Source organism: Sporanaerobium hydrogeniformans (assembly GCF_002735925.1).
Taxonomy (GTDB): domain Bacteria; phylum Bacillota; class Clostridia; order Lachnospirales; family Cellulosilyticaceae; genus Sporanaerobium; species Sporanaerobium hydrogeniformans.
Map to the genome: position 1 here is coordinate 260,405 of NZ_PEDL01000001.1, position 26,570 is coordinate 286,974.

General features: G+C 36.4%; 22 protein-coding genes. 20 read left to right on the forward strand and 2 right to left on the reverse strand.

Annotated elements, in window-relative coordinates; translation table 11 throughout:
• Positions 1–10 precede the first annotated feature (10 nt).
• Positions 11–2,107, reverse strand: coding sequence for a methyl-accepting chemotaxis protein (locus CS063_RS01215; protein ID WP_099447896.1), 2,097 nt, complete (start codon positions 2,105–2,107; stop codon positions 11–13).
• A gap of 359 nt (positions 2,108–2,466) precedes the next feature.
• Between CS063_RS01215 and rhaA the strand changes: the two genes are divergently transcribed.
• The 15 genes from rhaA to CS063_RS01290 all read left to right on the forward strand — a co-directional run bounded on the left by rhaA (position 2,467) and on the right by CS063_RS01290 (position 20,308).
• Positions 2,467–3,732, forward strand: a complete 1,266-nt coding sequence (gene rhaA / locus CS063_RS01220; RefSeq protein ID WP_099447897.1) for an L-rhamnose isomerase — start codon at positions 2,467–2,469, stop codon at positions 3,730–3,732.
• A 288-nt stretch (positions 3,733–4,020) separates the two neighbouring features.
• Positions 4,021–5,631: a response regulator gene (locus CS063_RS01225; RefSeq protein ID WP_099447898.1), complete on the forward strand. Its 1,611-nt coding sequence runs from the start codon at positions 4,021–4,023 to the stop codon at positions 5,629–5,631.
• A complete protein-coding gene (locus tag CS063_RS01230; RefSeq protein WP_099447899.1) occupies positions 5,615–7,387 on the forward strand; it encodes a sensor histidine kinase in 1,773 nt (590 codons plus the stop codon). The genes CS063_RS01225 and CS063_RS01230 overlap by 17 nt, the downstream gene beginning before the upstream one ends.
• The gene (locus CS063_RS01235; RefSeq protein ID WP_099447900.1) at positions 7,384–8,364 is read left to right on the forward strand and encodes a substrate-binding domain-containing protein; all 981 of its coding nucleotides are present in this window, start codon (positions 7,384–7,386) and stop codon (positions 8,362–8,364) included. The genes CS063_RS01230 and CS063_RS01235 overlap by 4 nt, the downstream gene beginning before the upstream one ends.
• A 245-nt stretch (positions 8,365–8,609) precedes the next feature.
• A complete protein-coding gene (locus CS063_RS01240) occupies positions 8,610–10,127 on the forward strand; it encodes a sugar ABC transporter ATP-binding protein (RefSeq protein WP_408640882.1) in 1,518 nt (505 codons plus the stop codon).
• Between the two features lie 33 nt (positions 10,128–10,160).
• Entirely contained in the window at positions 10,161–11,165 is a 1,005-nt protein-coding gene (locus tag CS063_RS01245; protein ID WP_099447901.1) for an ABC transporter permease, read from the forward strand.
• 95 nt (positions 11,166–11,260) lie between these two features.
• Positions 11,261–12,286 (forward strand): ABC transporter substrate-binding protein, encoded by a 1,026-nt coding sequence (locus CS063_RS01250; RefSeq protein WP_099447902.1) that lies wholly within the window; start codon positions 11,261–11,263, stop codon positions 12,284–12,286.
• A gap of 175 nt (positions 12,287–12,461) precedes the next feature.
• Positions 12,462–13,310, forward strand: a complete 849-nt coding sequence (fba, locus tag CS063_RS01255) for a class II fructose-1,6-bisphosphate aldolase (RefSeq protein WP_099447903.1) — start codon at positions 12,462–12,464, stop codon at positions 13,308–13,310.
• Positions 13,311–13,328: 18 nt separating this feature from the next.
• Positions 13,329–14,339 (forward strand): LacI family DNA-binding transcriptional regulator, encoded by a 1,011-nt coding sequence (locus tag CS063_RS01260; protein WP_180270630.1) that lies wholly within the window; start codon positions 13,329–13,331, stop codon positions 14,337–14,339.
• 48 nt (positions 14,340–14,387) lie between these two features.
• Complete coding sequence (xylB, locus tag CS063_RS01265; protein WP_099447904.1) at positions 14,388–15,899, forward strand: xylulokinase; 1,512 nt, start codon at positions 14,388–14,390, stop codon at positions 15,897–15,899.
• Positions 15,900–15,912: 13 nt separating this feature from the next.
• The gene (locus CS063_RS01270) at positions 15,913–16,959 is read left to right on the forward strand and encodes a galactitol-1-phosphate 5-dehydrogenase (protein ID WP_099447905.1); all 1,047 of its coding nucleotides are present in this window, start codon (positions 15,913–15,915) and stop codon (positions 16,957–16,959) included.
• A gap of 19 nt (positions 16,960–16,978) precedes the next feature.
• Positions 16,979–17,914, forward strand: a complete 936-nt coding sequence (pfkB, locus tag CS063_RS01275; RefSeq protein ID WP_099447906.1) for a 1-phosphofructokinase — start codon at positions 16,979–16,981, stop codon at positions 17,912–17,914.
• A gap of 61 nt (positions 17,915–17,975) precedes the next feature.
• Positions 17,976–18,989, forward strand: a complete 1,014-nt coding sequence (locus CS063_RS01280; RefSeq protein ID WP_099447907.1) for an aldo/keto reductase family protein — start codon at positions 17,976–17,978, stop codon at positions 18,987–18,989.
• A 15-nt stretch (positions 18,990–19,004) separates the two neighbouring features.
• On the forward strand, positions 19,005–19,436 hold the full coding sequence (locus tag CS063_RS01285; RefSeq protein WP_099447908.1) for an RbsD/FucU family protein: 432 nt from the start codon (positions 19,005–19,007) through the stop codon (positions 19,434–19,436).
• Positions 19,436–20,308, forward strand: a complete 873-nt coding sequence (locus CS063_RS01290; protein ID WP_099447909.1) for an aldose 1-epimerase family protein — start codon at positions 19,436–19,438, stop codon at positions 20,306–20,308. Before CS063_RS01285 ends, CS063_RS01290 begins: the two co-directional genes overlap by 1 nt.
• A gap of 98 nt (positions 20,309–20,406) precedes the next feature.
• Here CS063_RS01290 and CS063_RS01295 read toward each other — a convergent pair whose 3' ends face one another.
• A complete protein-coding gene (locus CS063_RS01295; protein ID WP_180270631.1) occupies positions 20,407–21,471 on the reverse strand; it encodes a GntR family transcriptional regulator in 1,065 nt (354 codons plus the stop codon).
• Between the two features lie 370 nt (positions 21,472–21,841).
• Here CS063_RS01295 and CS063_RS01300 point away from each other — a divergent pair, with 370 nt between their 5' ends.
• From CS063_RS01300 to CS063_RS01320, 5 genes are all read left to right on the forward strand, one after another.
• Positions 21,842–23,635 carry an L-fucose isomerase gene (locus CS063_RS01300; RefSeq protein ID WP_099447911.1) on the forward strand — a complete coding sequence of 598 codons (1,794 nt, stop codon included), beginning with the start codon at positions 21,842–21,844 and terminating at the stop codon, positions 23,633–23,635.
• A 15-nt stretch (positions 23,636–23,650) separates the two neighbouring features.
• Positions 23,651–24,082 (forward strand): L-fucose mutarotase, encoded by a 432-nt coding sequence (fucU, locus tag CS063_RS01305; RefSeq protein WP_099447912.1) that lies wholly within the window; start codon positions 23,651–23,653, stop codon positions 24,080–24,082.
• 176 nt (positions 24,083–24,258) lie between these two features.
• Positions 24,259–25,005, forward strand: a complete 747-nt coding sequence (locus tag CS063_RS01310) for a polysaccharide deacetylase family protein (protein WP_308415398.1) — start codon at positions 24,259–24,261, stop codon at positions 25,003–25,005.
• A gap of 165 nt (positions 25,006–25,170) precedes the next feature.
• Entirely contained in the window at positions 25,171–25,779 is a 609-nt protein-coding gene (locus CS063_RS01315; protein WP_099447913.1) for a peptidoglycan recognition protein family protein, read from the forward strand.
• 117 nt (positions 25,780–25,896) lie between these two features.
• Positions 25,897–26,562, forward strand: coding sequence for an MgtC/SapB family protein (locus CS063_RS01320; RefSeq protein WP_099447914.1), 666 nt, complete (start codon positions 25,897–25,899; stop codon positions 26,560–26,562).
• Positions 26,563–26,570: the final 8 nt, after the last annotated feature.

Consider the following 26,570-nt stretch of genomic DNA (forward strand, 5'->3'; position numbering starts at 1 on the left):
TCTCTTATTTTTATAATTTAAAAACTTGAATAGCCTTTTGAAGCCCATCCATAGCTTCAGTAAGCTTCATAGAGAGCTTTGAAAGCCCTTCCATAACAGCCTTTTGCTCCTCGCTGAGTGCACTGATTTGTTCGGTAGCTGCAGCCGATTCTTCTGTAACAGAAGCAATGTTTTCGATTTTTTGTGCAGTCTGAGCTTTAAGTTTTTCCATATCTTGAGTTTCTTGATTAATATCCTCTAAGTCAGTCGTTATTTGCTGAAGCGCTTTTATAATTTGACTAAAGAGGCTAGAGGTCTTTTCAACAGATTGACTTTGGGCATTAAAAATTGTATTCGATTTTTGAATAAGAGACATGGTAGAGTCTGTTTTATCAGCTATTTTAGTAAGTTCTTGTCTTACATTAATAGTTGAAGCCTTCGATTGCTCAGATAAGTTACGGACTTCTTGAGCAACAACAGCAAAACCTTTACCAGCCTCTCCTGCTCTAGCAGCTTCAATACTTGCATTAAGTGCAAGTAGGTTGGTTTGACCACTGATACCATCTAAAAGATGCATGATACTTTCAATACCTTTATTAAGCTCTTCGAGCTCTAAAATACTTGTATTAATGTCACCAGAGATTTGGATGGAAGAAGCCATCGTTTGATTAAGCTGCTCAATAGTATGGGTTGCTTCTTGAATCATATGGGTTGCACCTTGTGCATTTTGAAAAATAACATTACATTTTTGTGAAACAGTTTGAATGCTATCAGATAGAGTAATCATAGAAGAAGTACCTTCCTGAGCATCTTCGGCTTGCTGAGTAGTACCAGCCGCTATATCTTCCACAGAGTGAGCAAGTTCATTAAAGGTTTCGACCGATTGTTTGGTAGAGGAGGATAGGACTTCACTATCTTTTAGTGTATCGGCAATGACTGATTGTGTTTGGTGAAGGAGTCCCTTCATGTTATGAACCATCACATTAAAGCTTTGACAAAGTTGGGTAATTTCATTATGACCTTTTGGGGTGATAGATACCGTTAAATCCCCGTTTTCTGTCTGTTTCATTAATTTCATGAGCTCAATAATAGGTTTCGAAAACTTATTAGCAAAGGTAAGACCAACCAAAACAGCTAAAATACTTGTAAGAAGGATTAAAGACCAAGTTAAAAGTGTTGCAGCTTGAAGCTGGTTGGTAAGTGAAGCTAGAGGTGTTTTAACTGCTAATATCCATCCATTTGAGAGAGTAGCATAGGTAATGAGGTTAGAATCTAGAGTAGTAGAAGCAAAGCTTTCCCCTGTATGTATAGTTGACCAAAACTCATCCTCAATAGTTGTATTTTCTGGCACGCTGCTGTAGAGAATATTTTTATTAGGGTCTACTAGCAGAAGAAGAGAGTTGTCTAAAAGCTCAATATCTTTTAGTGTATTGGTAATTTGGGTAGTATTAATATCTCCACAGAAGACACCTTGAGTGTTTTTGGACCTACCAATAGGTTTGATAACAAAGAGATGGTCAGAGGAAGAACCTAAACCAACCTTCCAAAGCAAATCATTTCCTAACTCTAAATTGAAAACTTCAAATAAATCTTCATGAGGAATGGTACTACCTGTAACATAAAGATCTTGATTTTCACAAACAACCGCTACATCATTGAAAGAGCGATAAAGTGAACTTAAAGAAATCAGTTCAGATTGTAGGGCTGTTTTAGCTTTTAATTTTACAAAGGTATCATTGGAGAAACATTGATTAAAAGTAGCACTTTGAGTAGTAATAGATACAACAAAATCTACAACGATGTTTTCTATGGAATCAAGGGTTGTCTCTATATTATTTGCAGCCTGTTTAATTGTTTGACCCGTAAGCTTAGAAGTCGTTGTTGATAAAGCTTGACGTGATACAGATGTAGAAATGAGGTTAATAATGAGGAGTGGGATAATGGCAAAAGCAATACACATTCCCACAAGATTAAATTTTATGGGAATAAAGCGTTTTTTAGAGGAGGTGTTGCTTTTTGAGGGCTTCTTGGAAGAAGGCTCAGAAGAACGTTTTTTAAATTTAAGTTGAGATAAAAAAGAAGATTTTAAATGTATGGTAGACTGCTTATGCTTATTGAATAGGAACATGATGTACCTGCCTTTCTAAAGTAAAATAAAATACCAATCTATAGTTTAATTTAAAAGAGACAAAAATTCAATTAAATATATAAATTTATACTATATACACAAAATTAAGACATAATATTTGGTTATATTAAGTAGAATTTTAAGGAATTAAGAAAGAAAATAGCTTTTTATTCAATAGTTATAAGTTTCATTAAGTTACATAGTTATTTTATTAAAATTAATCCCTATCTCAACAAAATGATTGATAAAAAAAGGTGGATATGTTATTGTATTGTTAATGAATGAAAACATTTTCATGAAAACGTTTACTAATTAATTAAACACCTATTAAAAAATAAAAACAAGGAGAGGGTAGTCAAATGACAGAACAAGAACGTATTATGCAAGGCTATGAGTTAGCCCAAAATTACTACAGTAAATGGGGGATTGACATAGAAGACGTCCTCAAAAAAGTAGATGAAGTAGCTATTTCAATGCATTGCTGGCAAGGTGATGATGTAAGTGGCTTTGAAAATCCAGATGGACAGCTTACAGGTGGTATTCAAGCAACAGGAAACTACCCAGGTAAAGCAAGAACAGCCCAGGAGCTTCGTGCAGACATTGATAAAGCTATGTCTCTTATTCCAGGTAAACTACGCTTAAATTTACATGCTATTTATGCAGAAACCAATGGCCAAAAAGTAGAGAGAGATGAACTTAAGCCAGAGCATTTTACAAATTGGGTAAACTGGGCAAAAGCAAAAGGGATTGGCCTTGATTTTAACCCAAGCTGTTTTTCACATCCAATGAGTGAAGATGGCTTTACTCTTTCTCATGCCAATGATGAAATCAGAAATTTTTGGATTAGACACTGCATTGCTTCTCGTAAAATTGCAGCTTATTTTGGTAAGGAATTAGGCACACCAGCTGTAACGAACTACTGGATTCCAGATGGTTATAAAGATATCCCAGTGGACCGTAAAGCACCTCGTGAACGTCTTTTGGATTCACTGAACCAAATTTTCGAAGAACCTATTGATGAAGCCTACAACTTAGATGCTGTAGAATCAAAAGTGTTTGGTATTGGAGCAGAAGCTTATACAGTAGGTTCAAACGAATTTTATATGGGTTATGCAACGACTCATCATAAACTGCTTTGTTTAGATGCAGGGCATTTCCATCCTACAGAAGTGATTTCAGACAAAGTTTCAGCGGTTATGCCATTTGTGCCAGGTTTACTTCTTCATGTAAGCCGTCCAGTAAGATGGGATAGTGATCATGTTGTTATTTTAGATGATGAGCTTCAAGCGATTGCAAAAGAACTTGTAAGAGGTGGCTATTTAGAAAGAACACATATTGGACTTGACTTCTTTGATGCAAGTATTAATCGTATTGCAGCATGGATTATTGGTACACGCAATATGAGGAAAGCACTTCTTATTGCAATGCTAGAGCCTACTGATTACTTAAAAGAACTTGAGCTTAAAGGAGACTATACTTCTAGACTTGCAGTACTAGAAGAAATGAAAACTGCACCATTTGCAGCAGTATGGGAATATTATTTAATGAAAAATCAAATGCCTGTTGGCACTGATTGGATAGATGAAGTAAAACGTTATGAAAAAGAAGTGTTACTCCAAAGATAATCCTTTCATTTTAATACATCGTTCAAAGGAAAAAGCTATATCTCGTGCTATGCACAAGAGATATAGCTTTTTCCTTTATTTTTTAATAGTTAAGAAATATAATAAGATCGATATTTATAAAAATAAACAATAAATAAATAATATGTTGAATAGTTACTGTGCAAAATAAACTTTATGACGTATAATTAATTTGGAATATTAATTAATAATAACAATATTTTTGTAATTAAGCTTCAAGCTCAGTTTAAATAGCCAATCATTCTATTAATAGAGAGAAGGGGAAGAGGCATGTATAAAATAGTATTAATTGATGATGAGAATATTGTGAGAAGAGGCATTAGAGATTTAGTACAGTGGCAGGAGTTAGGATTAGAAATGGTAGGTGACGCAGAAGATGGTGAGAAAGGACTAGAGCTGATACGAAACGTTTCACCTGATATTATTTTATTAGATATCAATATGCCTAAAATGGATGGACTTACCATGAGTAAAATAGTACGTGAAACTTATCCGAATATGAAAATTGTTTTAATTACAGGCTATGATGAATTTAGTTATGTAAGAGAGGCACTTCGTTTAGGTGTAGAGGATTATATTTTAAAACCTATTACGAAGGCAGAAATGGAAGTGCTTTTAAAGAAACTTATTCATAAATTAAATGAGGAAAAATTAAACCAATCTGAAAAACTTAAAATGCAAAAAGCAATTTCTGTTTCTAATACGTTACTTAGACAGGAGTGTATAGAAAACATTATTTTTAATGACCTTGAAGAAGGACTCATTAAACGGAAATGTGAAATAGCCCAATTACCTCTAAATAGGGTCTGTTATGGTATAGCCCTTCTAGATTATGACATGACTATTAAGGGAGAACAAAAGAAAAGTAAAGAACTTACTAACTTTGCCATTAGCAATGTACTAGGTGAGATGGTAGAAACAGAAGGAAAAGGAATTATTTTAGAACTGGAAGGTAAAAATGCATTACTTTATTTAGGACAAGAAAGAGATGAAGATACCTACTACCGTTATATTGCAACTTTAAAGCAGGCTATTACACGCATATTAGGTATTACAGTAACGGTAGGAGTAGGAGGTTTAGTTCCTGTCATAGGCGAAATAGGGGTGTCCTATAAACAAGCAAGAGAAGCCCTTTTAAATCGTTTTTTCTTAGGAACGAATCGTATTATTACGAAAGAAGCTTCTTTGAGCTTTTTAGGTATGAACAATAAAAATCAATGGCTAGAATGGGAACAAAGACTCGTAGGAGCTATTAATAATAAAGTTTTATTTGGGGAGATATTAAAGGAAATTGTAGTCCGTATGGAAAAGAGTGGCATGAGTCAGGAAGAGTGTCAAAATATATGGAATATATTAGTAAGTAGGCTTCTTAAAAAATTTGTGCAATTAGATGAAACTATTATTAGTATTTTTCCAGATACTTTAAATACTATGAGTGAGATTCAAGAGAAAAAAACAATTAAGGCTATCAGTGAATGGGTAATGACAGTCTATGATAAGTGTCAAGCTTATATCGAGGAACAAGCAACACCTAATAAACAGTATATGCAAAATATTATGCGTTTTATTGAAGAGAAGTATCACATGCCAGATCTCTCTGTTACAATGATTTGTCAAGAAATTCATTTAAGCCCCAGTTATTTTAGTACAGTGTTTAAAAAAGAAACAGGCTGCACCTTTATTCAATATATTACTCAGTATCGTCTTGAAAAGGCTAAGGAGCTTTTGCAATATTCAGTTCTTAAAACCTATGAGATAGCAGAACAAGTTGGTTATATCGACCCTCAATATTTTAGCACACTCTTTAAAAAGCAATTTAAGCTTACCCCCTCCCAATATAAAAAATTGAAAGGGAGGGGAGAAGATGAAAAAAGGGCTTAAAACCCGTACGTTAAGGGAAAAAATTTTTAGTTATTTTTTTACGTTAATTATGTCTATTATTTTAATCTTAGATGGCTTTTTCCTTTATAAAATTACAACAGTTACAGAAAAAAATGCCCATAGTTATTCCTATGAAATCATCAAGCAGTTAGGACGTAATGTGGAATCTTATGTAGAATATATGAAACAAGTTTCTTGGGTACTCTCGCAAGACTCGGAAATTCGTTCTATGCTTAAAAAAGAAGTAATAGGAGAATTAGTTTATGAGATGCCTACCCTTGAACAATTTAAAATGAATGCCAATATTGCCAATGATATTGAATCCATTATTGTATTTGGAACCAATGGGGTAAGGTTAGTTGATAACGACCAATATAAAATCAAAAATTATATTAACGTGGAAGAAATGGATTGGTATAAGGAAGCCATCCATGCCAATGGGAATTTTGTTGTTTCACTCTCTCATATCCAAAACTACATAGAAAATAATGATACATGGGTATTTTCTGTAAGTCGAAGTATCATTGATAAAAAAACAAAAGAAGTTTTAGGCGTTATGCTAATTGATATGAGTTATAAAAAACTAGCAGATATTTGCAATCAAATTACGTTAGGGAATACAGGTTATGTTTATATCATGAGTCAGAATAAGGATATTATTTATCACCCTCAACAACAGCTTATTTACTCAGGACTTAAGTCAGAAAACTTAACAAGTGTGCAACAAAAGGTAGAAGGAAGCTTTATGGAAAAGGAAGATAAGACGAAGCTTGTCACAGTCCATACCTTACCAGAGATTGGCTGGACAGTAGTTGGCGTATCCTATTTCAATGAATTTATGCTTTCTATGACCAATATCCTTCTTACTATTGGGGTCATTTCTCTTATCTGTGTGGTACTTTCACTTATTGTAGCGGGTCAAATCTCACAAGAGATTTCTAAGCCGATACTTGAACTAGAAGATATTATGAGCCAAGTAGAAAAAGGTGATTTGAGCGTCAACATCGATATAGAAACGAATACCAAGGAAATTCAAAATCTGTCAGGCTCATTACATACCATGCTCTGGGAAATTCGTGCCCTCCTTAGAAAGATAAAAGAAAATGAAACAGATTTACGCAAGAGTGAACTGAAGGTATTGCAAGCTCAAATTAATCCTCATTTCTTATATAATGCTTTAGATACAATCATATGGTTGGGAGAAAGAAAAGAAAATGATAAGGTGGTTTTAATGACGTCTGCACTTGCCAAATATTTTCGTTTAAGTTTAAGTAAGGGAGCAGAAGTCATTCCACTTTTTAATGAGATTGAGCACATCAAATATTATTTGCAAATCCAAAAGATTCGGTATGAAGAAAAGCTTAACTATAGTATCCGTATCGACCCTAATATTTATGAATATTTAACAGTTAAAATCATTTTACAGCCCCTTGTTGAAAATGCGATCTATCATGGTATTAAAGATAAGGACGAAGAAGGTTTTATCTTTATAGAAGGGCATAAAGAAGGTGATAATGTTATTTTATCTGTACAAGATAATGGCAAAGGTATGACGAAGGAACAAATGGAGACGATTTTAACAAGACCTATATCTTTAGCGATTACAAAGGGTGGTGTAGCTATTAAAAATGTACATCAAAGAATACAAGTTTACTTTGGGCAGGAATATGGCTTAAGCTATCAAAGTGAATTAGGTAAGGGGACAAAGGTAACTGTGACAATTCCAGCATTGACAGAATGGGAGGGAGGTAAATGAAAAAAATTAAAAAATGGATGATAGTTGTAGCTGCTATTTTAATCATCCTTGTTAATATTATTGGGTTTAAATGGGTGGAATTTAAAGAAAAAGGTTCTATTAAGATCGTTCTCATTCCTAAATCGGTCTCCTCTGACTTTGAGTTTTGGCAAACGGTTATGCAAGGAGCTGAACTAGCAGCAAAAGAAGAAAATGCCATTTTAGAAGTGAAAGGTGCACTTTTAGAAAAAGATATAGAAACGCAAAAACAAGCTCTTAAAGAAGCTATTGATGAAAAAGCAGATGTTATCATCATTGCAGCTGCAGATACGAAGGCTCTTATCGAGCTGATAGAAGAAGCTCAAGCTAAAAAGATAACGGTATTAACGGTAGATTCTAAAACCGAGGGGATAGAAAACATCCAGCATGTAGCGACCAATAATATAGAGGCAGCTCGTGCCCTAACCCAGTATATGGCCAGTGCTATAGAAGAAGGTGGAGAAGTAGCCATGGTAAGTTTTGTTGAAGGGACAGGTACAGCAAAGGAAAGAGAACAAGGCTATAAAGAAGAAATGCAGCGTCATCCTTTCCTTAAAATGCATCCTACAGTTTATTGTGAAGGGACAGTACAAGGTTCCTATAAGGTAACAAAAGAGCTTTTAAAAAAATATCCCAATTTAAAGGGCATAATAGGAGCTAATCAGCAGTCTACAGATGGGATTTGTGATGCAGTACAAGAGTTGGGGCTTACAGGGAAAATTAAAGTAGTTGGATTTGATAGTTCGAATACCATTATTTATGCGTTAGAAAAAGATGTTATAGATGCCATTATTGTTCAGAAGCCCTTTAATATGGGCTACCTAGCAGTAAAAAATGGTTTGGAGGTCTATAGGGGGAAAAAGATACCAGAGTTTATAGATACAGGCTACAAGTTTATTGATAAAGAAACCCTGTATTTAATTGAAAATCAAAAATTACTTTATCCTATTATTAAATAGCTTAAAAGAGTTCTATTAACATAAAAAGAGTTCTATTAACAAAAGAACAAAAAGATTCTTTGTGAATAGGACTCTTTTTATGCACTAAAGAAAAAAGTCTAAGTGTAAAACATGTAAAATTATTTGGAATCTTTAATTAAGAGTAGAAATTTAAACTTTTAGCATGGAATATTTGATTAAAATTTTCTTATAAAAGCAGTAGACTAGACATATAAGAAAAAGCACAAGAGAAAGCCAAGAATAATATGGAGGTGGTAGGCTTGGAAGAGAGACTTTTAGTAATGGAAGGCATAGACAAATCTTTCCCTGGTGTGCATGCTTTAGATCACTGCAGGTTTGACTTAAAGGCTGGTGAAGTCCATGCCTTAGTTGGAGAAAATGGAGCAGGTAAATCAACACTTATGAAAATCCTTACAGGTGTTTATACAAAGGATGAAGGAAAGATTATTTATAAAGGAAAAGAGATTCATGTAAGTGGAACAAAGGAAGCGCAAGAAATGGGAATCTGTATTGTTCATCAAGAGCTTAACTTAATGCCCCACTTAACAGTTGCTCAAAACATGTTTATAGGAAGAGAATTTACAGGTAAGAACAAGGCATTTGTTAATGATGTAGAAGCCAATAGGCGTGCACAAGTTCTGTTTGATAAAATGAATCTTAAACTCGATCCTAAAACAAAGGTTGGTAAAATTACAGTAGCCATGCAGCAGATGGTAGAAATAGCCAAAGCTCTTTCTTTTGATTCATCTGTTTTGGTTATGGATGAACCAACAACTGCTTTAACGGAGTCAGAGACAGAAGAACTCTTTAAAATGATTAAACTTCTTAAAGAAAAGGGAGTAGGCATTGTTTATATCTCCCATCGTATGGAGGAAATCAAAAGGATTACAGACCGTATTACTGTCATGAGAGATGGCATGTATGTAGATACTGTCAATACTGCTGAGGTAGAAATGAGTCAGGTCATCAATATGATGGTAGGACGTACTATTTTTGAAACAGCTAATGAAGAGAATTATACGGATAAAGAAAATGTAGTATTAGAGGTTAAAAATCTTAATCGGGGTAAAGCGATAAAAAATGTTAGCTTCAAATTACATAAAGGAGAAATACTTGGTCTTTCAGGGTTAATGGGAGCAGGTCGAACTGAAGTGGCTCGCGCTATATTTGGAGCAGATAAATTTGAAAGTGGAGAAATCTACGTCAAAGGTCAAAAAGTTAAAATTACAAAACCTTTAGATGCTGTAAATCATGGGATAGGCTATTTATCAGAAGATAGAAAGCGTTATGGTTTAACTTTAAGTGAGACGGTTGAACAAAATATTTCTTTAGCTTCCATTGATAGGTATACAAATAAGCTTGGTTTCACCAATATGAGTACCATTACGGAAATGAGTCAGGAGTATGTCAATAAACTTTCTATAAAAACTCCAAGCACAAAGCAAAAAGCGAAAAATCTCTCAGGTGGTAATCAGCAAAAGGTCGTTATTGCAAAATGGCTTTTAAGAGATTGTGATATTTTAATCTTTGATGAACCGACAAAGGGAATTGACGTAGGAGCTAAGAGCGAAATCTATAAGCTTCTTTCTCAACTGGCAAAAGAAGGAAAAGCAATTATTATGATTTCTTCCGAGCTACCAGAGATCTTACGTATGAGTAACCGTATTGTGGTCATGTGTGAAGGCAGGATAACCGGTGAACTAGATATTAAAGACGCAACTCAGGAAGAAATTATGAAATACGCGACAAAGAGAGAGGCCTAACAAGAGGGTACTTTATAGAAGGAGGAACAAACAATGCAAAATGAAGTCAGTAAAAATCAGTCAGGGATCAGCTTGAAAAATTTTATTAATCCAGCAAGAGCTCAAAAATTCTTAGCCTTTGGGGCACTTATCTTATTACTTATCTTTTTTAGCTTTGCCTCACCTTACTTTATGACCTTTGATAATGTGGTATCCATTATGCTTTCTACCTGTGTAAATGGTATTTTGGCATTAGGTATTATCTTTGTTATTATCACAGGAGGAATTGACCTTTCTATTGGCACAGTTATGACCTTTTCATCTGTCATGGCAGGTGTAACGATCACTACTATGGGGCTTCCTGTATGGGTAGGGATTATCGTAGCTATTATAACAGGAACATTTTGTGGGTTTATAAGTGGTACTTTAGTTTCAAGATTAAAGTTACAGCCTTTTATCGCAACCTTAGGTGTCATGATGGTAACAAAAGGTTTATCTTTAGTTCTTTCAGGAACAAAACCTATTTATTTTAGTGATACACCAAGCTTTAGAAAGATTACAGTGGGTTCCTTTATTAAATTTGGAGCAGAAGGTAAATACAGCATTCCCAACGGGATTCTCATCTTTGCAGTAATGGCCGTTATTGCAGCCATCATCCTTAATAAAACCAAATTAGGGCGTTATAACTTTGCAATTGGTAGTAACGAAGAGGCAACAAGACTTTCAGGAGTCAATGTAGAGAAATGGAAGACAGCTATCTTTGCTCTTTGTGGTGCCTTTGCAGGGGTAGCAGGTGTGGTAATGGCAGCTAGATTAGATTCTGCCCAGCCTGCTCTTGGTCAAGGTTATGAATTAGATGCTATCGCCTCTGTAGTAATTGGTGGAACATCTATGTCAGGTGGAGAAGGAACTATTTTGGGAACAGTTATTGGTGCTTTTATTATCAGTACCTTAACCAATGGACTTAAAGTAATGGGTGTGGCACAAGAGTGGCAAATTGTTATCACGGGTGGTGTACTCGTACTTGCAGTATTACTTGATAAAATGCGTAAACGTTAAAAGCATCCACTCAAGATACTTATGTTTCTAAACTCTTTACAGAGTTTCAGAATAAACATTTTTAAGAATTTTAATTATTGAAAGGGGTAGAAATAATGAAAAAATCATTAGTTTTAGGATTAGCTTTATCACTTGTTATGGGACTTAGTACAGGATGTGGACAAAAAGCAGCAGCACCTGCTCCCGAAAGTTCTAAAGAACCAGCAAAAACAGAAGCAGCAGCACCTGCTCCAGCAGAAACAACTGGACCTGAGAAAATTTATATTCCACTTGTATCCAAAGGATTCCAACATCAATACTGGCAAGCAGTTAAATTAGGAGCAGAAAAAGCAGCTAGTGAATTAGGTATTGAAATTTCTTTTGAAGGCCCAGAAACAGAAGCAATGGTAGATAAACAACTGGATATGCTTCAAGCAGCCCTTGCAAAAAAACCTCAAGCACTCTGTCTTGCAGCACTTGACTCTAAAGCAGCTACACCTTACCTTGAAAAGGCAGAAGCAGCAGGGATCCCTGTTATCGGATTTGACTCTGGTGTAGATAGCCCTATTGTAAAAACAACTTGTGCAACAGATAACTATGCAGCAGCTAGTGAAGTGGCACGTCATTTAGCAGAACTTATCGGCAAAGAAGGAAAAGTAGGTCTTATTGTACATGACCAAACAAGTAAAACAGGTATCGATAGACGTGACGGGTTTGTAGAAACCATGCAAAAAGAATTCCCTAATATCGAAGTTGTTCCTGTACAATATGGTGAAGGTGACCATGCAAAATCAACAGAAGCAGCTAAAGCTATCTTAACAGCTAACCCAGATATCAAAGGAATGTTTGGTGCTAATGAAGGTAGTATGGCAGGTGTTATGAATGCAGCAAAAGAACTTAATAAAACAGATCTTGTAATGGTAGGCTTTGACTCAGGTAAATTACTTCTTGATGCAATTAAAGCAGGTACAGTGGCAGGTGCTGTTTCTCAAGACCCTGTAGGTATGGGATATGCAGCAGTACAAGCAGCTTATAAAGCTTACAAAGGTGAAACGAATCCAGAATTTATCGACACAGGTTTTAAATGGTATGATAAAACCAATATGGATGCAGAAGATATCAAACCTATTCTTTATGAATAAAATATACTAGAATACAAAAAATAGTTTGAAAAAAATTTAAAATAATGTATAATGTACTTAACGGTTATTGTCGATAACTAAAGTAAATAAAGATAAAGAGTGTGTTTAACCCATACTCTTTATCTTTATAAAAACCATAAAAGCGAAACGTTTCGCTTTAAAAGGAGAGGAAAATATGCCACTGGTAACATCTGAACAAATTTTAAAGGCAGCACAAGAAGGCGGCTATGCGATTGGTGCCTTTAATGTGGAAAACATGGAAATGGTTCAAGCAGCAGTAGAAGCAGCAGAAGAATTAAGAGCTCCTATCATGCTTCAAACCACTTCTTCAACCGTAAGGTACGCAAGTGTGGAACAGTTTTATGCTAATGCAAAAGCCATGGCTGATAAGGCGAGTGTTCCTGTAGTGATGCATCTTGATCATGGAGATAGCTTCGAACTCGCAATGCAAGCTTTAAGGGCTGGGTATACATCGATTATGATTGATGGTTCTCACTATTCTTTTGAAGAAAACATTGCGCTTACTAAAAGAGTGGTGGATGCAGCAAGGCCTAATGCGATACCTGTAGAAGCAGAATTAGGTAAAGTAGGCGGTAAAGAAGATGATTTAGAAGTAAAGGATGCAGGCTATACCGATCCACTTGAAGCAAAAGAGTTTGTAGAACGTACAGGTGTTGATTCACTAGCTGTAGCCATTGGAACAGCTCATGGTTTTTATTCGGGTACACCTAAGTTAGATATTGATCGCTTATCAGAAATAAGAAAGGTTATAAACATTCCACTTGTTTTACATGGTGCATCAGGACTTTCTGATGAAGATGTGATAGAATGTATCAAAAGAGGCATCTGTAAAGTGAATTTTGCTACTGAACTGCGAGTGGCTTTTAGTGAAGGGGTAAAATCTGTTTTAGCCAAAAACCCTGAAACATTTGATCCTAAAGCCTATCTTAAAGTAGGACGAAGCAATGTAAAAGAGCTTGTAAAAAACCGTATTAAAGTATGTGGATGCCAAGGAAAATACTAAAGAGTTGGAGTGACTATTTTGGCAGCAACAATTAAAGATATAGCCAAACAAACAGGCTTAGGCTTAGCAACTATTTCAAAATATTTAAATGGCGGTAACGTATTAGAAGCCAACAGGATAGCTATTGAAAATGCCATCGAGGAACTCAATTTTCACGTCAATGAATTTGCAAGAGGACTTAAAACTAATAAATCAAAAACAATCGGTGTAGTTATTCCAGAGCTTAGTAATATTTTTTGTACGAGTATTATTACGTGTATTGAAGATATACTCAGGCAAAATGGCTATGGGATATTAGTATGTGATTGCCGAACAGATGCAAAGCTTGAATATGAAGCCACAGAGTTTTTAGTTAATAAAATGGTAGACGGCATTATTAACATGCCTGTTTCCAGTGATGGAGCCCATCTACAACTACCCCTTAGCAAGAATTTGCCGGTGGTGCTAATCGACCGTAAAATTGAAGGCCTTCCAGTAGATGCAGTGGTTGTTAACAATATTGAAGCCTCGCAGAAGGCTATTGAGCATCTTCTGCAAAAGGGGCATAAGGACATAGGGATCATTTGTGGCCCCAAAGATGTTTTCACCTCTAATGAACGTTTACTCGGATATAATCAAGCATTTATTAAAAAAGGCATTTTACCGAATCAAAACTTGATTAGCTATGGTGACTATACAGTAGAAGGTGGTCATAGTGCACTCAAAGAGCTTCTTAAACGTGAACCTCATTTAAGCGCTGTTTTTGTAACGAATTATGAAATGACGTTAGGAGCTATTATTGCCCTTAATGAGCTTGGCATTAAGATGCCGGAACAAATCTCGCTTATTGGCTTTGATAATCTACATCTCGCACAAGTCATTAAACCGAAATTAACCATTATTTCTCAGCCTATTACTCAAATTGCACAAAGTGCAGCACATATGATGCTAAAGCGCTTAGCAGGAATAGGTATATCAGCTGGAGAAACGATTAATTTACCTACTGAACTTTTAATGGGAGAGTCTGTATTGACTAAAAATAGAGAGTAAAGCTATATATATTAAAAAACGAAACGTTTCGTTAGAAAGGAGGCAAGTATGACAGACTATTTATTAGGGATAGATATTGGCACTTCAGCTTGTAAGGTAGCACTTTTTAAAACAAATGGTGAAGTCGTTGCCCAGAAGTCGGGTGCCTATAAAGTCTATTACCCTAAAAAGGGATGGGCAGAACAAGAACCAGAAGAATGGTGGGAAGCAGTAGCTAGTACCCTTAGGGCTCTTTTGAAAGAGAATCAGATTGAGGTAGAAAGAATAAGGGGCATTGGTGTAGATGGGCAAAGCTGGTCAGCTATTGCAATCGATGAAGAGGGGAAGGTATTATGCCCAACTCCTATTTGGATGGATACAAGAGCTAAAGCCATTTGTGAAGAAATCAAGGCGCAGATAAGTGAGGAAGAAATTTTTGAAAGTTGTGGTAACCCTCTCGAACCAAGTTATACCCTTCCTAAAATTTTATGGTACAAGAAGCATCGTCCAGAGATTTATGCTCAAACACATCAGATTTTACAATCAAATAGTTTTATTGTCTATAAGCTTACCGAAAAGCTTAGTCAAGATAAATCACAAGGATATGGGTATCAATGTTTTAATATGCGCCAAGGTACTTGGGATAAGGAGCTTTGTAAGAAGTTAGGAATAAAAGAAAGCTTGTTACCTCCTCTTTATGATTGCCATGAAGTAGTAGGGTATGTTACAGAGAAAGCCGCTAAGGAAACGGGACTTAAAGTCGGTATACCTGTTGTAGCAGGAGGACTGGATGCAGCATGTGGTACGTTAGGGGCAGGTGTTTTACATAATGGTCAAACCCAGGAGCAAGGTGGGCAAGCTGGTGGTATGAGTATTTGTACAAATACCTATAGAGCAGATAAGCGCCTGATTCTTTCTTATCATGTCGTTCCCAATACTTGGCTCCTGCAAGGAGGTACAGTAGGTGGCGGAGGTGTGATCAAGTGGTTTGAAGAACAGTTTGGTGCAGCTGAAAGGCAGCTAGCTAAAGAAAAGGGAACCCATTCTTTTGAAGAGATGAGTAGTGAAGCAGGTGAGGTTGCACCTGGTTCCGAAGGTTTAGTTTTCTTGCCTTATATGGCAGGTGAGCGTTCACCGATCTGGAACCCGAAAGCAAGGGGCGTTTACTTTGGGCTAGACTATGCGAAAACAAGAGCACATATGATTCGTGCGAGTTTTGAAGGAGTGGCTTATTCACTTAAGCATAATCTGGATATTGCAGAGGAGGCAGGGGCTGAGGTAGAAGAGTTACATGCTATGGGAGGTGCAGCCAATAGCCAGGTATGGACACAAATCAAAGCAGATGTAACCGGTAAAAAGATAAGTGTGCCAGCTTCTGATACAGCCACTACTTTAGGAGCAGCACTTTTAGCGGGTGTAGGGGTAGGACTTTATAAGGACTTTGATGAAGCGGTAGAGAAGACTGTGGCTATCAAACGTGTCCATTTGCCTAACAAAGAAAATGCACAATGTTATGCACATTATTTTGAAATCTATAAAAAGCTTTATCAAAAGCTTGAAGGTTTAATGGAAGAATTATAAGGGAGGAAAGAGCATGAAAGCAGCAGTGTTATATGGGAACGAAGATATACGTTACGACGATTATGAAACACCTTGCATTAAGCCAGGTTGTGTTAAGGTAAAAGTACGTGCAACAGGTATTTGTGGTTCAGATGTACCGCGTGTTCTTCATAATGGTGCACATTTTTATCCTGTTGTATTAGGACACGAGTTTGCAGGAGATGTAGTAGAGATAGGTGAAGGCGTTACAGGTTTTGAGATTGGGGACAGAGTATCTGGTGCACCCCTAGTTCCTTGCCTAAAGTGTGAAGACTGTCAAAATGGTAACTACTCTCTCTGCAAGCACTATAGCTTTATTGGTTCAAGGGAGCAAGGGAGTTTTGCAGAATATGTAGTGATGCCAGCTCTTAATGCTGTTAAATTTTCAGATACTATTCCTTATGAGCAAGGTGCTATGTTTGAGCCTTCTACAGTAGCTCTTCATGGGCTTATGTGTAATCAATACAAAGGTGGTGAATATGTAGCCATTTTAGGAGGGGGGACGATTGGCCTTTTTACAATGCAGTGGGCGAAAATCTTTGGCAGCAGAAAGGTTGTTGTATTTGATATAAGTGAAGAACGTCTTGAACTTGCTAAACGCTTAGGTGCAGATGAAATCATTAATACCTTAGAAGAAGATTTTATGGAAAAAGCAAAAGCTATTACAGGCGGTAAAGGCTATCCCTATGTTTTTGAAACAGCAGGTAATACTGTTACTATGCAAATGGCTTTTGAAGTAGCCAGTAATAAAGCGCATGTTTGCTTTGTAGGAACACCTACTAAAAACTTAGAATTCACCCCTAAACTTTTTGAAAACATGAATCGTAAAGAATTTACTTTAACGGGCTCTTGGATGTCTTATAGTGCACCTTTTCCAGGCAAAGAATGGGAGCTTACAGCCCATTATTTTGCAACAGGAGCGTTAAAATTTGATGAAGGACTTATTTTTAAGAAATTTGCGATGAAAGATGTCAAGGAAGCTTTTGAGCTTTACAAAAACCCTAGTCAAGTTAAAGGGAAAATACTTCTCCTTAATGACTAATAAGAAAGGGGAATAAAGGATGATTACAACTGTTACGTTGAACGTAGCCATTGATAAACTCTATACCGTAGAGGATTACAAGCCTTACGAAGTCATGCGTGTGAAAGAATGCACAGCAACACCAGGAGGTAAGGGTCTAAATGTAACAAAGGTGATTCAGCTTTTAAAAGAAGAGGTGATTGCCACAGGGTTTGTAGGGGGTCATGCAGGAGACTGGGTTTTAGAACGCCTTGATGAACGAGGGATTTCTCATCAATTTGTGAAAGTAGAAGCTGAGACACGTACCTGCATTAATATCAAAGACCTTCTAAATGGTAGACATACTGAGTTTTTAGAGCCAGGCTTTACTTTAAACGCACATGAGGAAGCTCGTTTTATAGAAAAATTTAAAGAGCTTCTTAAAACGAGTGAAGTGGTGACCCTTTCAGGGAGCATTCCAAAGGGGATCCGTGCCACTATTTATAATGAACTAGTAGACATTGCTAAAAAGGCAGGTAGAAAAGTCATTGTGGATACAAGTGGCAACCTACTTGTAGAGATCTTAAAAAGCAAACCAACCATGATTAAACCCAATCGGGATGAGCTAGAAGCTATTACAAAGAAAAAACTACAAAGCTTAGAGGAAATAGCTGGTGTTGCAAAGGAACTTCAAGTAGCAGGCATTCCCATTGTGGCGATTTCTCTAGGAAAAGAGGGGGTATTAGTGGTTTGTGAAGAAGGAACTTATCAAGGCAAACCACCTGTTATTGAAGCAGTGAATACAGTCGGATGTGGAGATTCCATGATTGCTGGTTTTGCAGTAGGTCTTGTAAAAGGAGAAGCTATAGAAGAAATCATTAAAAGAGCAGTCGCTGTTTCAGCAGCTAATGCGCTTACAGCGGCAACAGGAAGCTTTGAACAAGCAGATTATGAAAGGCTACTTGACCAAGTAACTGTAAAGAGATGGGCAGACTAAAATGCTACTTTAGCAAAGAATTTGCTATAAATAGAAATTAAAATGAAAAGGAGAGATGAAAATGAGTGAATGCATTAACCCAGCTTTAGTACCACAACGTACCCTTTATACAGGTGAAAAAATCCCTGCAATAGGTATGGGAACCTTTGGTTCAGACCGTTTTACACCCGAACAAGTTTCAGCTGCTGTAAGAGGGGCTATTCGTGCGGGCTATCGTTTATTTGATTGTGCAGCAGTATATGGTAATGAACATTTAATTGGTGAGGTTTTTAAAGCAGCTATTGAAAGTGGAGAAGTAAAAAGAGAAGAACTTTTTATTACTTCTAAAGTATGGAATAACATGCATGGTGAAGGGGATGTCCTTTTATCTTGTGCTAAAAGCTTAAAGGATCTTAAACTCGATTATATTGACCTTTTCTTTGTTCACTGGCCATTCCCTAACTATCATGCACCAGGTTGCTCAGTGGATTCACGTAGTAAAGATGCTGTGCCTTATATCCACGAAAACTATATGAAGACATGGCGTCAGATGGAACGTTTAGTAGATGCTGGACTGGTAAGAAATATCGGTACATCTAATATGACGATTCCAAAGCTTGAACTTTTACTTAGAGATTGCAGAATTAAGCCAGTAGCCAATGAAATGGAACTTCATCCTTGCTTCCAGCAAGAAGAACTGTATAACTTCTGCATACAAAATGGTATTCAACCTATTGGCTTTTGTCCAATTGGTTCACCTACTCGCCCTGATAGGGATACAACACCAGAGGACCTTTGCGATATAGAGCAACCCGTTGTTGTAGAAATTGCTAAAAAACATAATATTCACCCAGCTGTAGTATGCCTTAAGTGGGCTGTACAACGTGGACAAATTCCCATTCCGTTTTCTATTTATGAAAAGGAATATATAAGCAACTTGAGATGTACCATAGAAGATCCCCTCACACCAGAAGAAATGGAAGCCATGAAAACAGTGGAAGGCAATAGTCGCCTTATTAAAGGTCAGGTATTCCTTTGGGAAAGTGCAAAGGACTGGACTGATCTATGGGATTTAGATGGAACCATTACAAAATAAGAGGAGTGAGGCAATATGCTAAAAGGCATACCAAGCATTTTAACACCAGAACTTCTAAAGGTTCTAATGGAAATGGGACATGGGGATGAACTAGTTATTGCAGATGGCAATTATCCACGTTTTGGGCACCCGGAACGTGTGATTCGTTGCGATGGGCATGGCGTACCAGAACTTTTAGATGCTATTTTAAAATTCATGCCCTTAGATCCTTATGTAGAAAATCCAGTTATTCTTATGGAAGTGCTTCCTAATGACCCTGTTGTTCCAGTCATTTGGGATACGTACAAAGAGCTTATTGATAAGCACGGTGGAGATAGTAGCAAGGTTTTACCTATCAACAAATATACTTTTTATGAAAGAGCCGCAAAAGCTTATGCAGTTGTAACTACCAGTGAAGCCGCCTTATATGCTAATATAATATTAAAAAAAGGTGTGGTGGTAGAGTAATGAATTATACATTAACTAATGATGTGATGACAGTAAAATTAACAAGCTTTGGTGCAGAGCTCACCAGTTTAACAGATCCAAAAGGCACGGAGTATATTTGGAATGCTGATGAAAGATACTGGAAAAGACATACGCCTGTTCTTTTTCCTATTGTAGGTAAAGTACGAGATAATGAATATGTTATAGGAGGTAAGAGCTATAAAATACCTGCTCATGGTTTTGCACGAGACTATGAATTTGAAATAGAGAAAAGGACGGATTGTAAAATCACCTTTGCTTTAAGAAGTTCACTTGCAACTAAAGCTATGTATCCCTATGACTTTTGCCTAAAAATTCATTATACCCTAGTAGAAAACCGATTAGGTATAGAGTATGAGGTGATTAATGAAGATAAGATGCCAATGCCTTTTAAAATAGGGGCTCATCCTGCCTTTAACTGTCCACGATTTAGCGATGAAACAATGGAAGATTATGAGCTAGTATGGGAGAAGGAAGAAGAAAGTACTCAGATTCTCATTAATGAGGATGTCTATTTAACTAAAGCATACAAACCTTTTAAAACATCTCGTATACCTCTTAGTAAAGACCTTTTTGAAAAAGAAGGTGTACTTATATGGACCCATTATACAAGTCAATCCATGTCTCTTGTTTCTAAAAAACACCCAGAAAAATTAACTGTTGATTTTAAGAATTTTCCTTTTTTAGGGGTATGGAGTCCAACCAATGAAGGTGCATTTGTATGTATTGAACCTTGGCAAGGTCATGCAGATTATGTAGATGATAGTCTTGTATTACAAGAAAAAAGTGATATTATCCTGCTTGAAGCAGGTCAAAGCTTCAACTGTGAACATGGTATTTCTATTTTCTTTTAATCATTTCTAAGTTTTCATAGCTACAACAACTAAAGCGTATTGCAAGGTCTTAAGAGGCTTGCAATACGCTTTAGTTGTTGTAGCAAAAGCTTTTCATATTAAGTGGTCTCACGCACGATAAGCCTGCCGGGAATTAAAACTTCTTCTGGAATAAGGGTACCAGCAATAGCCTGCTTTAAAAAAAGAAAGGCAAGCTGCGCAATACTACGTTGTTCAATGCAAACTGTAGTAAGGGCTGGAATAGAGGTTTTGCTCTGATCAATATTATCAATACCAATGATTTTCACATCTTCAGGTACCTTAAGACCTGCAGCAACTACGGCCTTCATAGCCCCTAAAGCCATCATATCATTAGCAGCCGCAATACCATCAAAAGGGATTCCTTTTTCTAAAAGGGTAGAGATGCTATTATAGCCGCTTGTAAAACTCCAGTCTCCAGACACAACGTATTCAGGTGAATAGGTAAGGCCATTGACAAGTAAGGCACGGCGATAACCCTCTACACGATTGAAGCGGCTGATATAACCTATAAGACCGGCAATGTGGACAATTTTTTTACATCCTTTTTGAATAAGGTGTTCTGTAGCAGTGTAGCTGCAATTAATGTCATCATTATTAATACAGGCAAAATGAGGTGATTGATTAGAGATGACAATGGAAGGAATATGATTAAGACGGGCTAGTTCTAAGAAACTTGCATCAATATCACCTACCCAAATAATCCCTTTGATAGAAGAAGGATTAGCCAAAAAGGCAGGCAAAGGCGAAGAAGGGCTAACCTTAGTGAAAATCAAATCAAGACCTTCCTCTTTGCAATATTTTTCGAGATAATTACAAATTTCCATATGATAGGGTTGAGGAGCTTCTTCACCAGAAGAGGTAGGTAAAATATAAGCAATAGAGTGAGCTTCTTGAGAGGTGACGTTAAAAGAAGCTGGACGTAGTACTTTATTACCTGCACCTGGCAATTTTTGCAGATAACCTTCCTCCGCTAAAAGAGCTAAAGCTTTACGTAAGGTGAGACGTTCCACTTGGTAGTGTTCGCTTAGAACGCGTTCGGCAGGTAAAAAGGAACCTTCCTCATAGTGATTTTCTTGAATTTGTATTTTTAAATCTTCATAAATTTGTTTATAGAGCGGGAGACTAGATTTTGAAACTTTCATTGTTTGAGCTCCTTTTAGGGTATAATCCATTTTCTCTAAATTATACTAGAGGTATACCAACTAAGCAATAGAAAAGAGAAAAATGATAAATAAAAACTTAAAATTGGTATATAAAACATATACCAATTTTAAAGCAAAAATAACTAGAAATAGATTTAAAAACTAGTATAAATGTTAAAATATCAACTTAATTATAAAATTTAATACTTAAATATTGACAAAAACAGAGAAAACGATTAAATTAAGAGTAAGATAATCAATGTACAAAAACATATACCTTTTATATACCAATAAATGAGTGAAAGGTATATGCGGAAGGCCATTGAAATCAGAATAGTTTATAAGGTCGATCAATAAGGAGGAAATAAAAATGAATAATGGATTTCGCTTAAATGGAAGATTACCTAAAATAGGGATTAGACCAACTATTGACGGAAGAAGAAAAGGTGTAAGAGAATCATTAGAAGACAAGACAATGGGAATGGCAAAGGCTTTAGCTGAGTTTTTAGAAGCGAACATTCGCCATGCAAGTGGTGAAAAAATAGAGTGTGTGATTGCTGATACAACCATTGGTGGTGTAGCAGAAGCAGCACGTTGTGAAGATAAATTTCAAAAAGAAAATGTAGGTATTTCTATTACTGTTACACCATGCTGGTGCTATGGTAGTGAAACAATGGATCAAAACCCACACCGCGTAAAGGCTATTTGGGGCTTTAATGGAACAGAAAGACCAGGAGCTGTTTACCTTGCAGCAGCAGCAGCAGGTCATGATCAAATGGGTCTTCCAGTTTTCACAATCTATGGTAGAGATGTACAAGATTTAACAGATAACTCTATTCCAGAAGATGTACAAGGTAAACTTTTAGCTTTTGCTAAAGCAGGTCTTGCAGTAGCAACCATGAAAGATAAATCTTACTTATCTATGGGTAGTGTATCTATGGGTATTGCTGGTTCTATCGTAGATCCTCATTTCTTTAGCGATTACTTAGGTATGCGTAATGAGTACATCGATATGTCAGAGTTCATTCGTCGTGTAAACGAAGGTATCTATGATCATGAAGAATTTGAAAAAGCAATGGCTTGGACAAAAGCAAATTGTAAAGAAGGTCCAGATTACAATAAAAATCCAAGAAGTCGTGAAGAAAAAGATGCTCAATGGGAGTATGTTGTAAAAATGACTTTAATTGCACGTGACCTTATGATTGGTAATCCAAAGCTTGCAGAGCTTGGTTTTGCAGAAGAAGCTGAAGGACATAATGCCATTGCAGCTGGTTTCCAAGGCCAAAGACAATGGACAGACCATATGCCAAATGGTGACTTTATGGAAGCTATCCTGAACTCTTCTTTTGACTGGAACGGTATAAGAGAAGCATTTGTTGTAGCAACAGAAAATGACTGTTTAAATGGTGTGGCGATGTTATTTGGTCACTTACTTACCAATACAGCTTCTATCTTCTCAGACGTACGTACTTACTGGAGTCCAGAAGCTGTAGAACGTGTTACAGGTAAAAAATTAGAAGGACTTGCTGCAAATGGTATTATCCATCTTATTAACTCTGGTTCTACTACTTTAGATGGAACAGGTGAGCAAACAGATGCAGAGGGTAAACCTATTATGAAACCATTCTGGGATATTACAGAAGAAGAGGCTCAAAAATGCTTAGATGCTACTGAGTGGCCACCTGCAAATAGTGATGAATACTTCAGAGGAGGCGGCTATTCTTCTTGCTTCTTAACCAAAGGAGGAATGCCTGTTACCATGACACGTATTTCCCTTGTAAAAGGATTAGGACCTATTCTTCAAATTGCAGAGGGTTACACAGTTGATTTAGATGAAGAAGTACATGATATCTTAAATAAACGTACAGACAAAACTTGGCCAACAACTTGGTTTGCACCAAGAATTACAGGAGAAGGTGCATTTAAAGATGTATACAGTGTAATGAATGCTTGGTCAGCGAACCACGGTGCTATTAACTACGGTCACGTAGGAGCAGACTTTATTACCTTAGCTTCTATGCTTCGTATTCCAGTAGCTATGCACAACGTACCAGAAGAAAAGATCTTCCGTCCAAAAACTTGGGGAGCTTTTGGTACAACTGATTTAGAAGGGGCAGATTATCGTGCTTGTAAAGCATTTGGTCCTCTTTATAAAAAATGCTAATAGAGGTGATACACTGTGTTAAAAAAAATACCAGCTATTATACCACCTGAACTGATGAAAATTATGATGGAAATGGGACATGGCAATGAGATTATTTTTGCTGATGGCAACTTCCCAGCAGCAGACTATGCCCAAAGACTTGTAAGATGTGATGGACATACTGTAACAGAACTTTTAGAAGCCATCTTACCTTTCTTCCCACTAGATACGTATGCTAAAGCACCTGTAGGACTGATGCAAGTTGTCCCAGGGGATAAGGTTGTACCAACTATTTGGGATGATTACAAAGCTATCATCACTAAACATGAAGGAAAACTTCCAGAAATAGATTATGTAGAACGCTTTGAATTTTATGAAAGGGCTAAAAAAGCCTATGCTATTGTAGCAACAAGTGAAAGTGCACTTTATGCAAACCTTATTTTGAAAAAAGGTGTAGTAGTAGAGTAAGCACCTACTAAATTAAAGAAATAGCCTGTTAAGAAGCTTTACTTTACTCTACTTAACCCCCAGAGTAAAGTAAGTGTTTCTTAGCAGGCTTTTCTATTTTTATAAAAACAGAAATTCTGCATATACTAGCGTCGTGAGATTTAAAAGAAAGTGTAAATTAAGCGAGGTAAAAGCAGATGCAGAAATTTTTAAAGTGTAGTTTATACACGAGTCTTTTAATAGGTATTTTAGGGATGACTCATTTAAGAAGCTTAGCCATGGATATTCCTTCACCTCCTTCAAAAGAAGTAACAGAAAATAGGTCTCAGAAGGTTGTTTATTTAACCTTTGATGATGGTCCTACCCCCTTAGTAGGTAAAATTTTAGATGTTTTAAACGAGCAGCAAGTAAAGGGGACCTTTTTCATAGTAGGCAAGGAAATTAAGCAACGTGAAGCTATTCTTAAACGTATTTATGAAGAAGGTCATGGTATAGGGCTTCATACGTATAGCCATAACTTTAAAACCATATACAATAGCCCATCAGCCTTTATAAAGGAGATGGATAAGACACTTGCTACTATAAATGAAGTGCTTGGAGAAAATTTAGATATTAAGGTTATTCGTTTCCCAGGAGGAAGTGCAGGGAGGCTCAATCAAAACTTTTATAATGAGCTCACAGAAAGAGGGTATAAAATTTTTGATTGGAATGTGAATCTAGAAGATGGAGTGAAACCAGGACTTTCACCAAGTGAACTCTTACGCAATGCCAAAAAATCACGGGATAAAAGTGAATGTAAGATTATCCTAGCACACTGCAATTCGAAAAATAAAACAACTTGCCAAGCACTACCTCAAATCATTCACTACTATAAGGAACAAGGTTATAGATTTGAGATTATTGATAATAACACTTCACCTTATTATTATCGTTTCAAAAAATAAACAGTAAACAAGGGATAGGCAAAAGTCTATCCCTTAAATAATGGTAAAGTATAAAAATGGAAGCATAGCATTCGAGATGAACTTGTAGTATAATGCAAAAATATGAGAAAGAAATAAATATTTTGCTAATATTTGGTAAATAATGAGAATTTACAGGGGGATAAAATGAAAAAGAAAAAAGAAAGTCAAAGAGGACGATTATTGGCGACGTGCTTAGTACTTTTTAGCTTGATAGGGATGGCAGGTTTTCTTATCCGATTTGGCCAAAAGCCACTTGTTGCTGAAGAAGTAGAAAAGGCAGTAGGTATACCTCTTGTAGTGGATTTGTTAGAGGATACTGGTAAAAGACCACATATTAAACGTAAGATTAAACAGATAGTCGTTCATAATACGGCAAATCCTAAGAGTACTGCACGTAATGAAAGAGATTTTTTAAGCAATCCTACCAATACCAGTAGCACTTCCTGGCATATTGCAGTAGATGATCAAGAAATGGTACAAGCTATTCCCGTTACAGAGGTTGCTTTTCATGCAGGGAAAAAAGAAGGAAATTATTTCGGTATAGGGATTGAAATATGCGAATCAGGAGATTACAAAAAGGCTGAACAAAATGCGCAAAAGCTTATTGCCTATTTGATGAAAACGTATCATCTTAAAATAGAAGATATTAAAACACATCAAGCTTTTACAGGTAAAGAATGTCCACGTCTTATTTTAGAACATTGGGATGACTTTTTAGAGGGTGTGAAGGAGCAATATAAAGTAATTAAATAAGTAAGTAGGCTATATTTAACTAATAGCATTTTTCTTGCAAAAACCATCAATTTTTGCAAGAAGTTACATAGAATGAAGCAGAACTAACAAGCAAATAATGAAAATGAGGGAGATAAAATGACAACGTTAGAAATTATTTTAAGATTAGCGTTAGCCTGTGTATGTGGGGGAATTATCGGATCAGACCGTATCAAAAAAAGAAGGCCAGCAGGACTTAAAACGCACATTCTAGTCTGTATAGGAGCTACACTGACGATGATTATCAATGATTATATGTGGCACATTTATGGAGGGATGAGTGATCCTGCAAGGTTGGGTGCCCAGGTTATCAGTGGGATAGGTTTTTTAGGTGCAGGAACGATTATCGTTACGGGTAAGCAACAGGTAAAGGGATTAACCACTGCAGCTGGTTTATGGGCTTCTGCGACCATGGGGTTAGCCATCGGAGTAGGTTATTATTCGGCTGCCATTATTGGGTGTGTTTTTATTTTTGTGGTTATGGCTGTTGTACAAAAGCTAGATAATATGATTTTAGCGAAATCCAGTTATATGGAGCTTTATATAGAGTTTAGAGATACGGGAGATATAAAACCTTTTATTGAGTGTTTAAAAAAATACAATTATAAGCTACTTTCTCTACATTTTTTACCACCTAGTAAGAGTGAAGAAACAGGAATAGGAGCCATGGTAACCTTACATGCTAAAGATAAAAATGGCCATGAAGGCGTTGTAAGTCTAATTAGTGAGGTGCAAGGTGTGCTAGCCATAGAAGAGTTAAGTTAAAAAAATAT

Coding starts and splice junctions, on each gene's coding strand:
- CS063_RS01215 (WP_099447896.1), bottom strand. CDS start 2,107: ATGTTCCTATTCAATAAGCATAAGCAGTCTACCATACATTTAAAATCT.
- rhaA (WP_099447897.1), top strand. CDS start 2,467: ATGACAGAACAAGAACGTATTATGCAAGGCTATGAGTTAGCCCAAAAT.
- CS063_RS01225 (WP_099447898.1), top strand. CDS start 4,021: ATGTATAAAATAGTATTAATTGATGATGAGAATATTGTGAGAAGAGGC.
- CS063_RS01230 (WP_099447899.1), top strand. CDS start 5,615: ATGAAAAAAGGGCTTAAAACCCGTACGTTAAGGGAAAAAATTTTTAGT.
- CS063_RS01235 (WP_099447900.1), top strand. CDS start 7,384: ATGAAAAAAATTAAAAAATGGATGATAGTTGTAGCTGCTATTTTAATC.
- CS063_RS01240 (WP_408640882.1), top strand. CDS start 8,610: ATGGAGGTGGTAGGCTTGGAAGAGAGACTTTTAGTAATGGAAGGCATA.
- CS063_RS01245 (WP_099447901.1), top strand. CDS start 10,161: ATGCAAAATGAAGTCAGTAAAAATCAGTCAGGGATCAGCTTGAAAAAT.
- CS063_RS01250 (WP_099447902.1), top strand. CDS start 11,261: ATGAAAAAATCATTAGTTTTAGGATTAGCTTTATCACTTGTTATGGGA.
- fba (WP_099447903.1), top strand. CDS start 12,462: ATGCCACTGGTAACATCTGAACAAATTTTAAAGGCAGCACAAGAAGGC.
- xylB (WP_099447904.1), top strand. CDS start 14,388: ATGACAGACTATTTATTAGGGATAGATATTGGCACTTCAGCTTGTAAG.
- CS063_RS01270 (WP_099447905.1), top strand. CDS start 15,913: ATGAAAGCAGCAGTGTTATATGGGAACGAAGATATACGTTACGACGAT.
- pfkB (WP_099447906.1), top strand. CDS start 16,979: ATGATTACAACTGTTACGTTGAACGTAGCCATTGATAAACTCTATACC.
- CS063_RS01280 (WP_099447907.1), top strand. CDS start 17,976: ATGAGTGAATGCATTAACCCAGCTTTAGTACCACAACGTACCCTTTAT.
- CS063_RS01285 (WP_099447908.1), top strand. CDS start 19,005: ATGCTAAAAGGCATACCAAGCATTTTAACACCAGAACTTCTAAAGGTT.
- CS063_RS01290 (WP_099447909.1), top strand. CDS start 19,436: ATGAATTATACATTAACTAATGATGTGATGACAGTAAAATTAACAAGC.
- CS063_RS01295 (WP_180270631.1), bottom strand. CDS start 21,471: ATGAAAGTTTCAAAATCTAGTCTCCCGCTCTATAAACAAATTTATGAA.
- CS063_RS01300 (WP_099447911.1), top strand. CDS start 21,842: ATGAATAATGGATTTCGCTTAAATGGAAGATTACCTAAAATAGGGATT.
- CS063_RS01310 (WP_308415398.1), top strand. CDS start 24,259: ATGCAGAAATTTTTAAAGTGTAGTTTATACACGAGTCTTTTAATAGGT.
- CS063_RS01315 (WP_099447913.1), top strand. CDS start 25,171: ATGAAAAAGAAAAAAGAAAGTCAAAGAGGACGATTATTGGCGACGTGC.
- CS063_RS01320 (WP_099447914.1), top strand. CDS start 25,897: ATGACAACGTTAGAAATTATTTTAAGATTAGCGTTAGCCTGTGTATGT.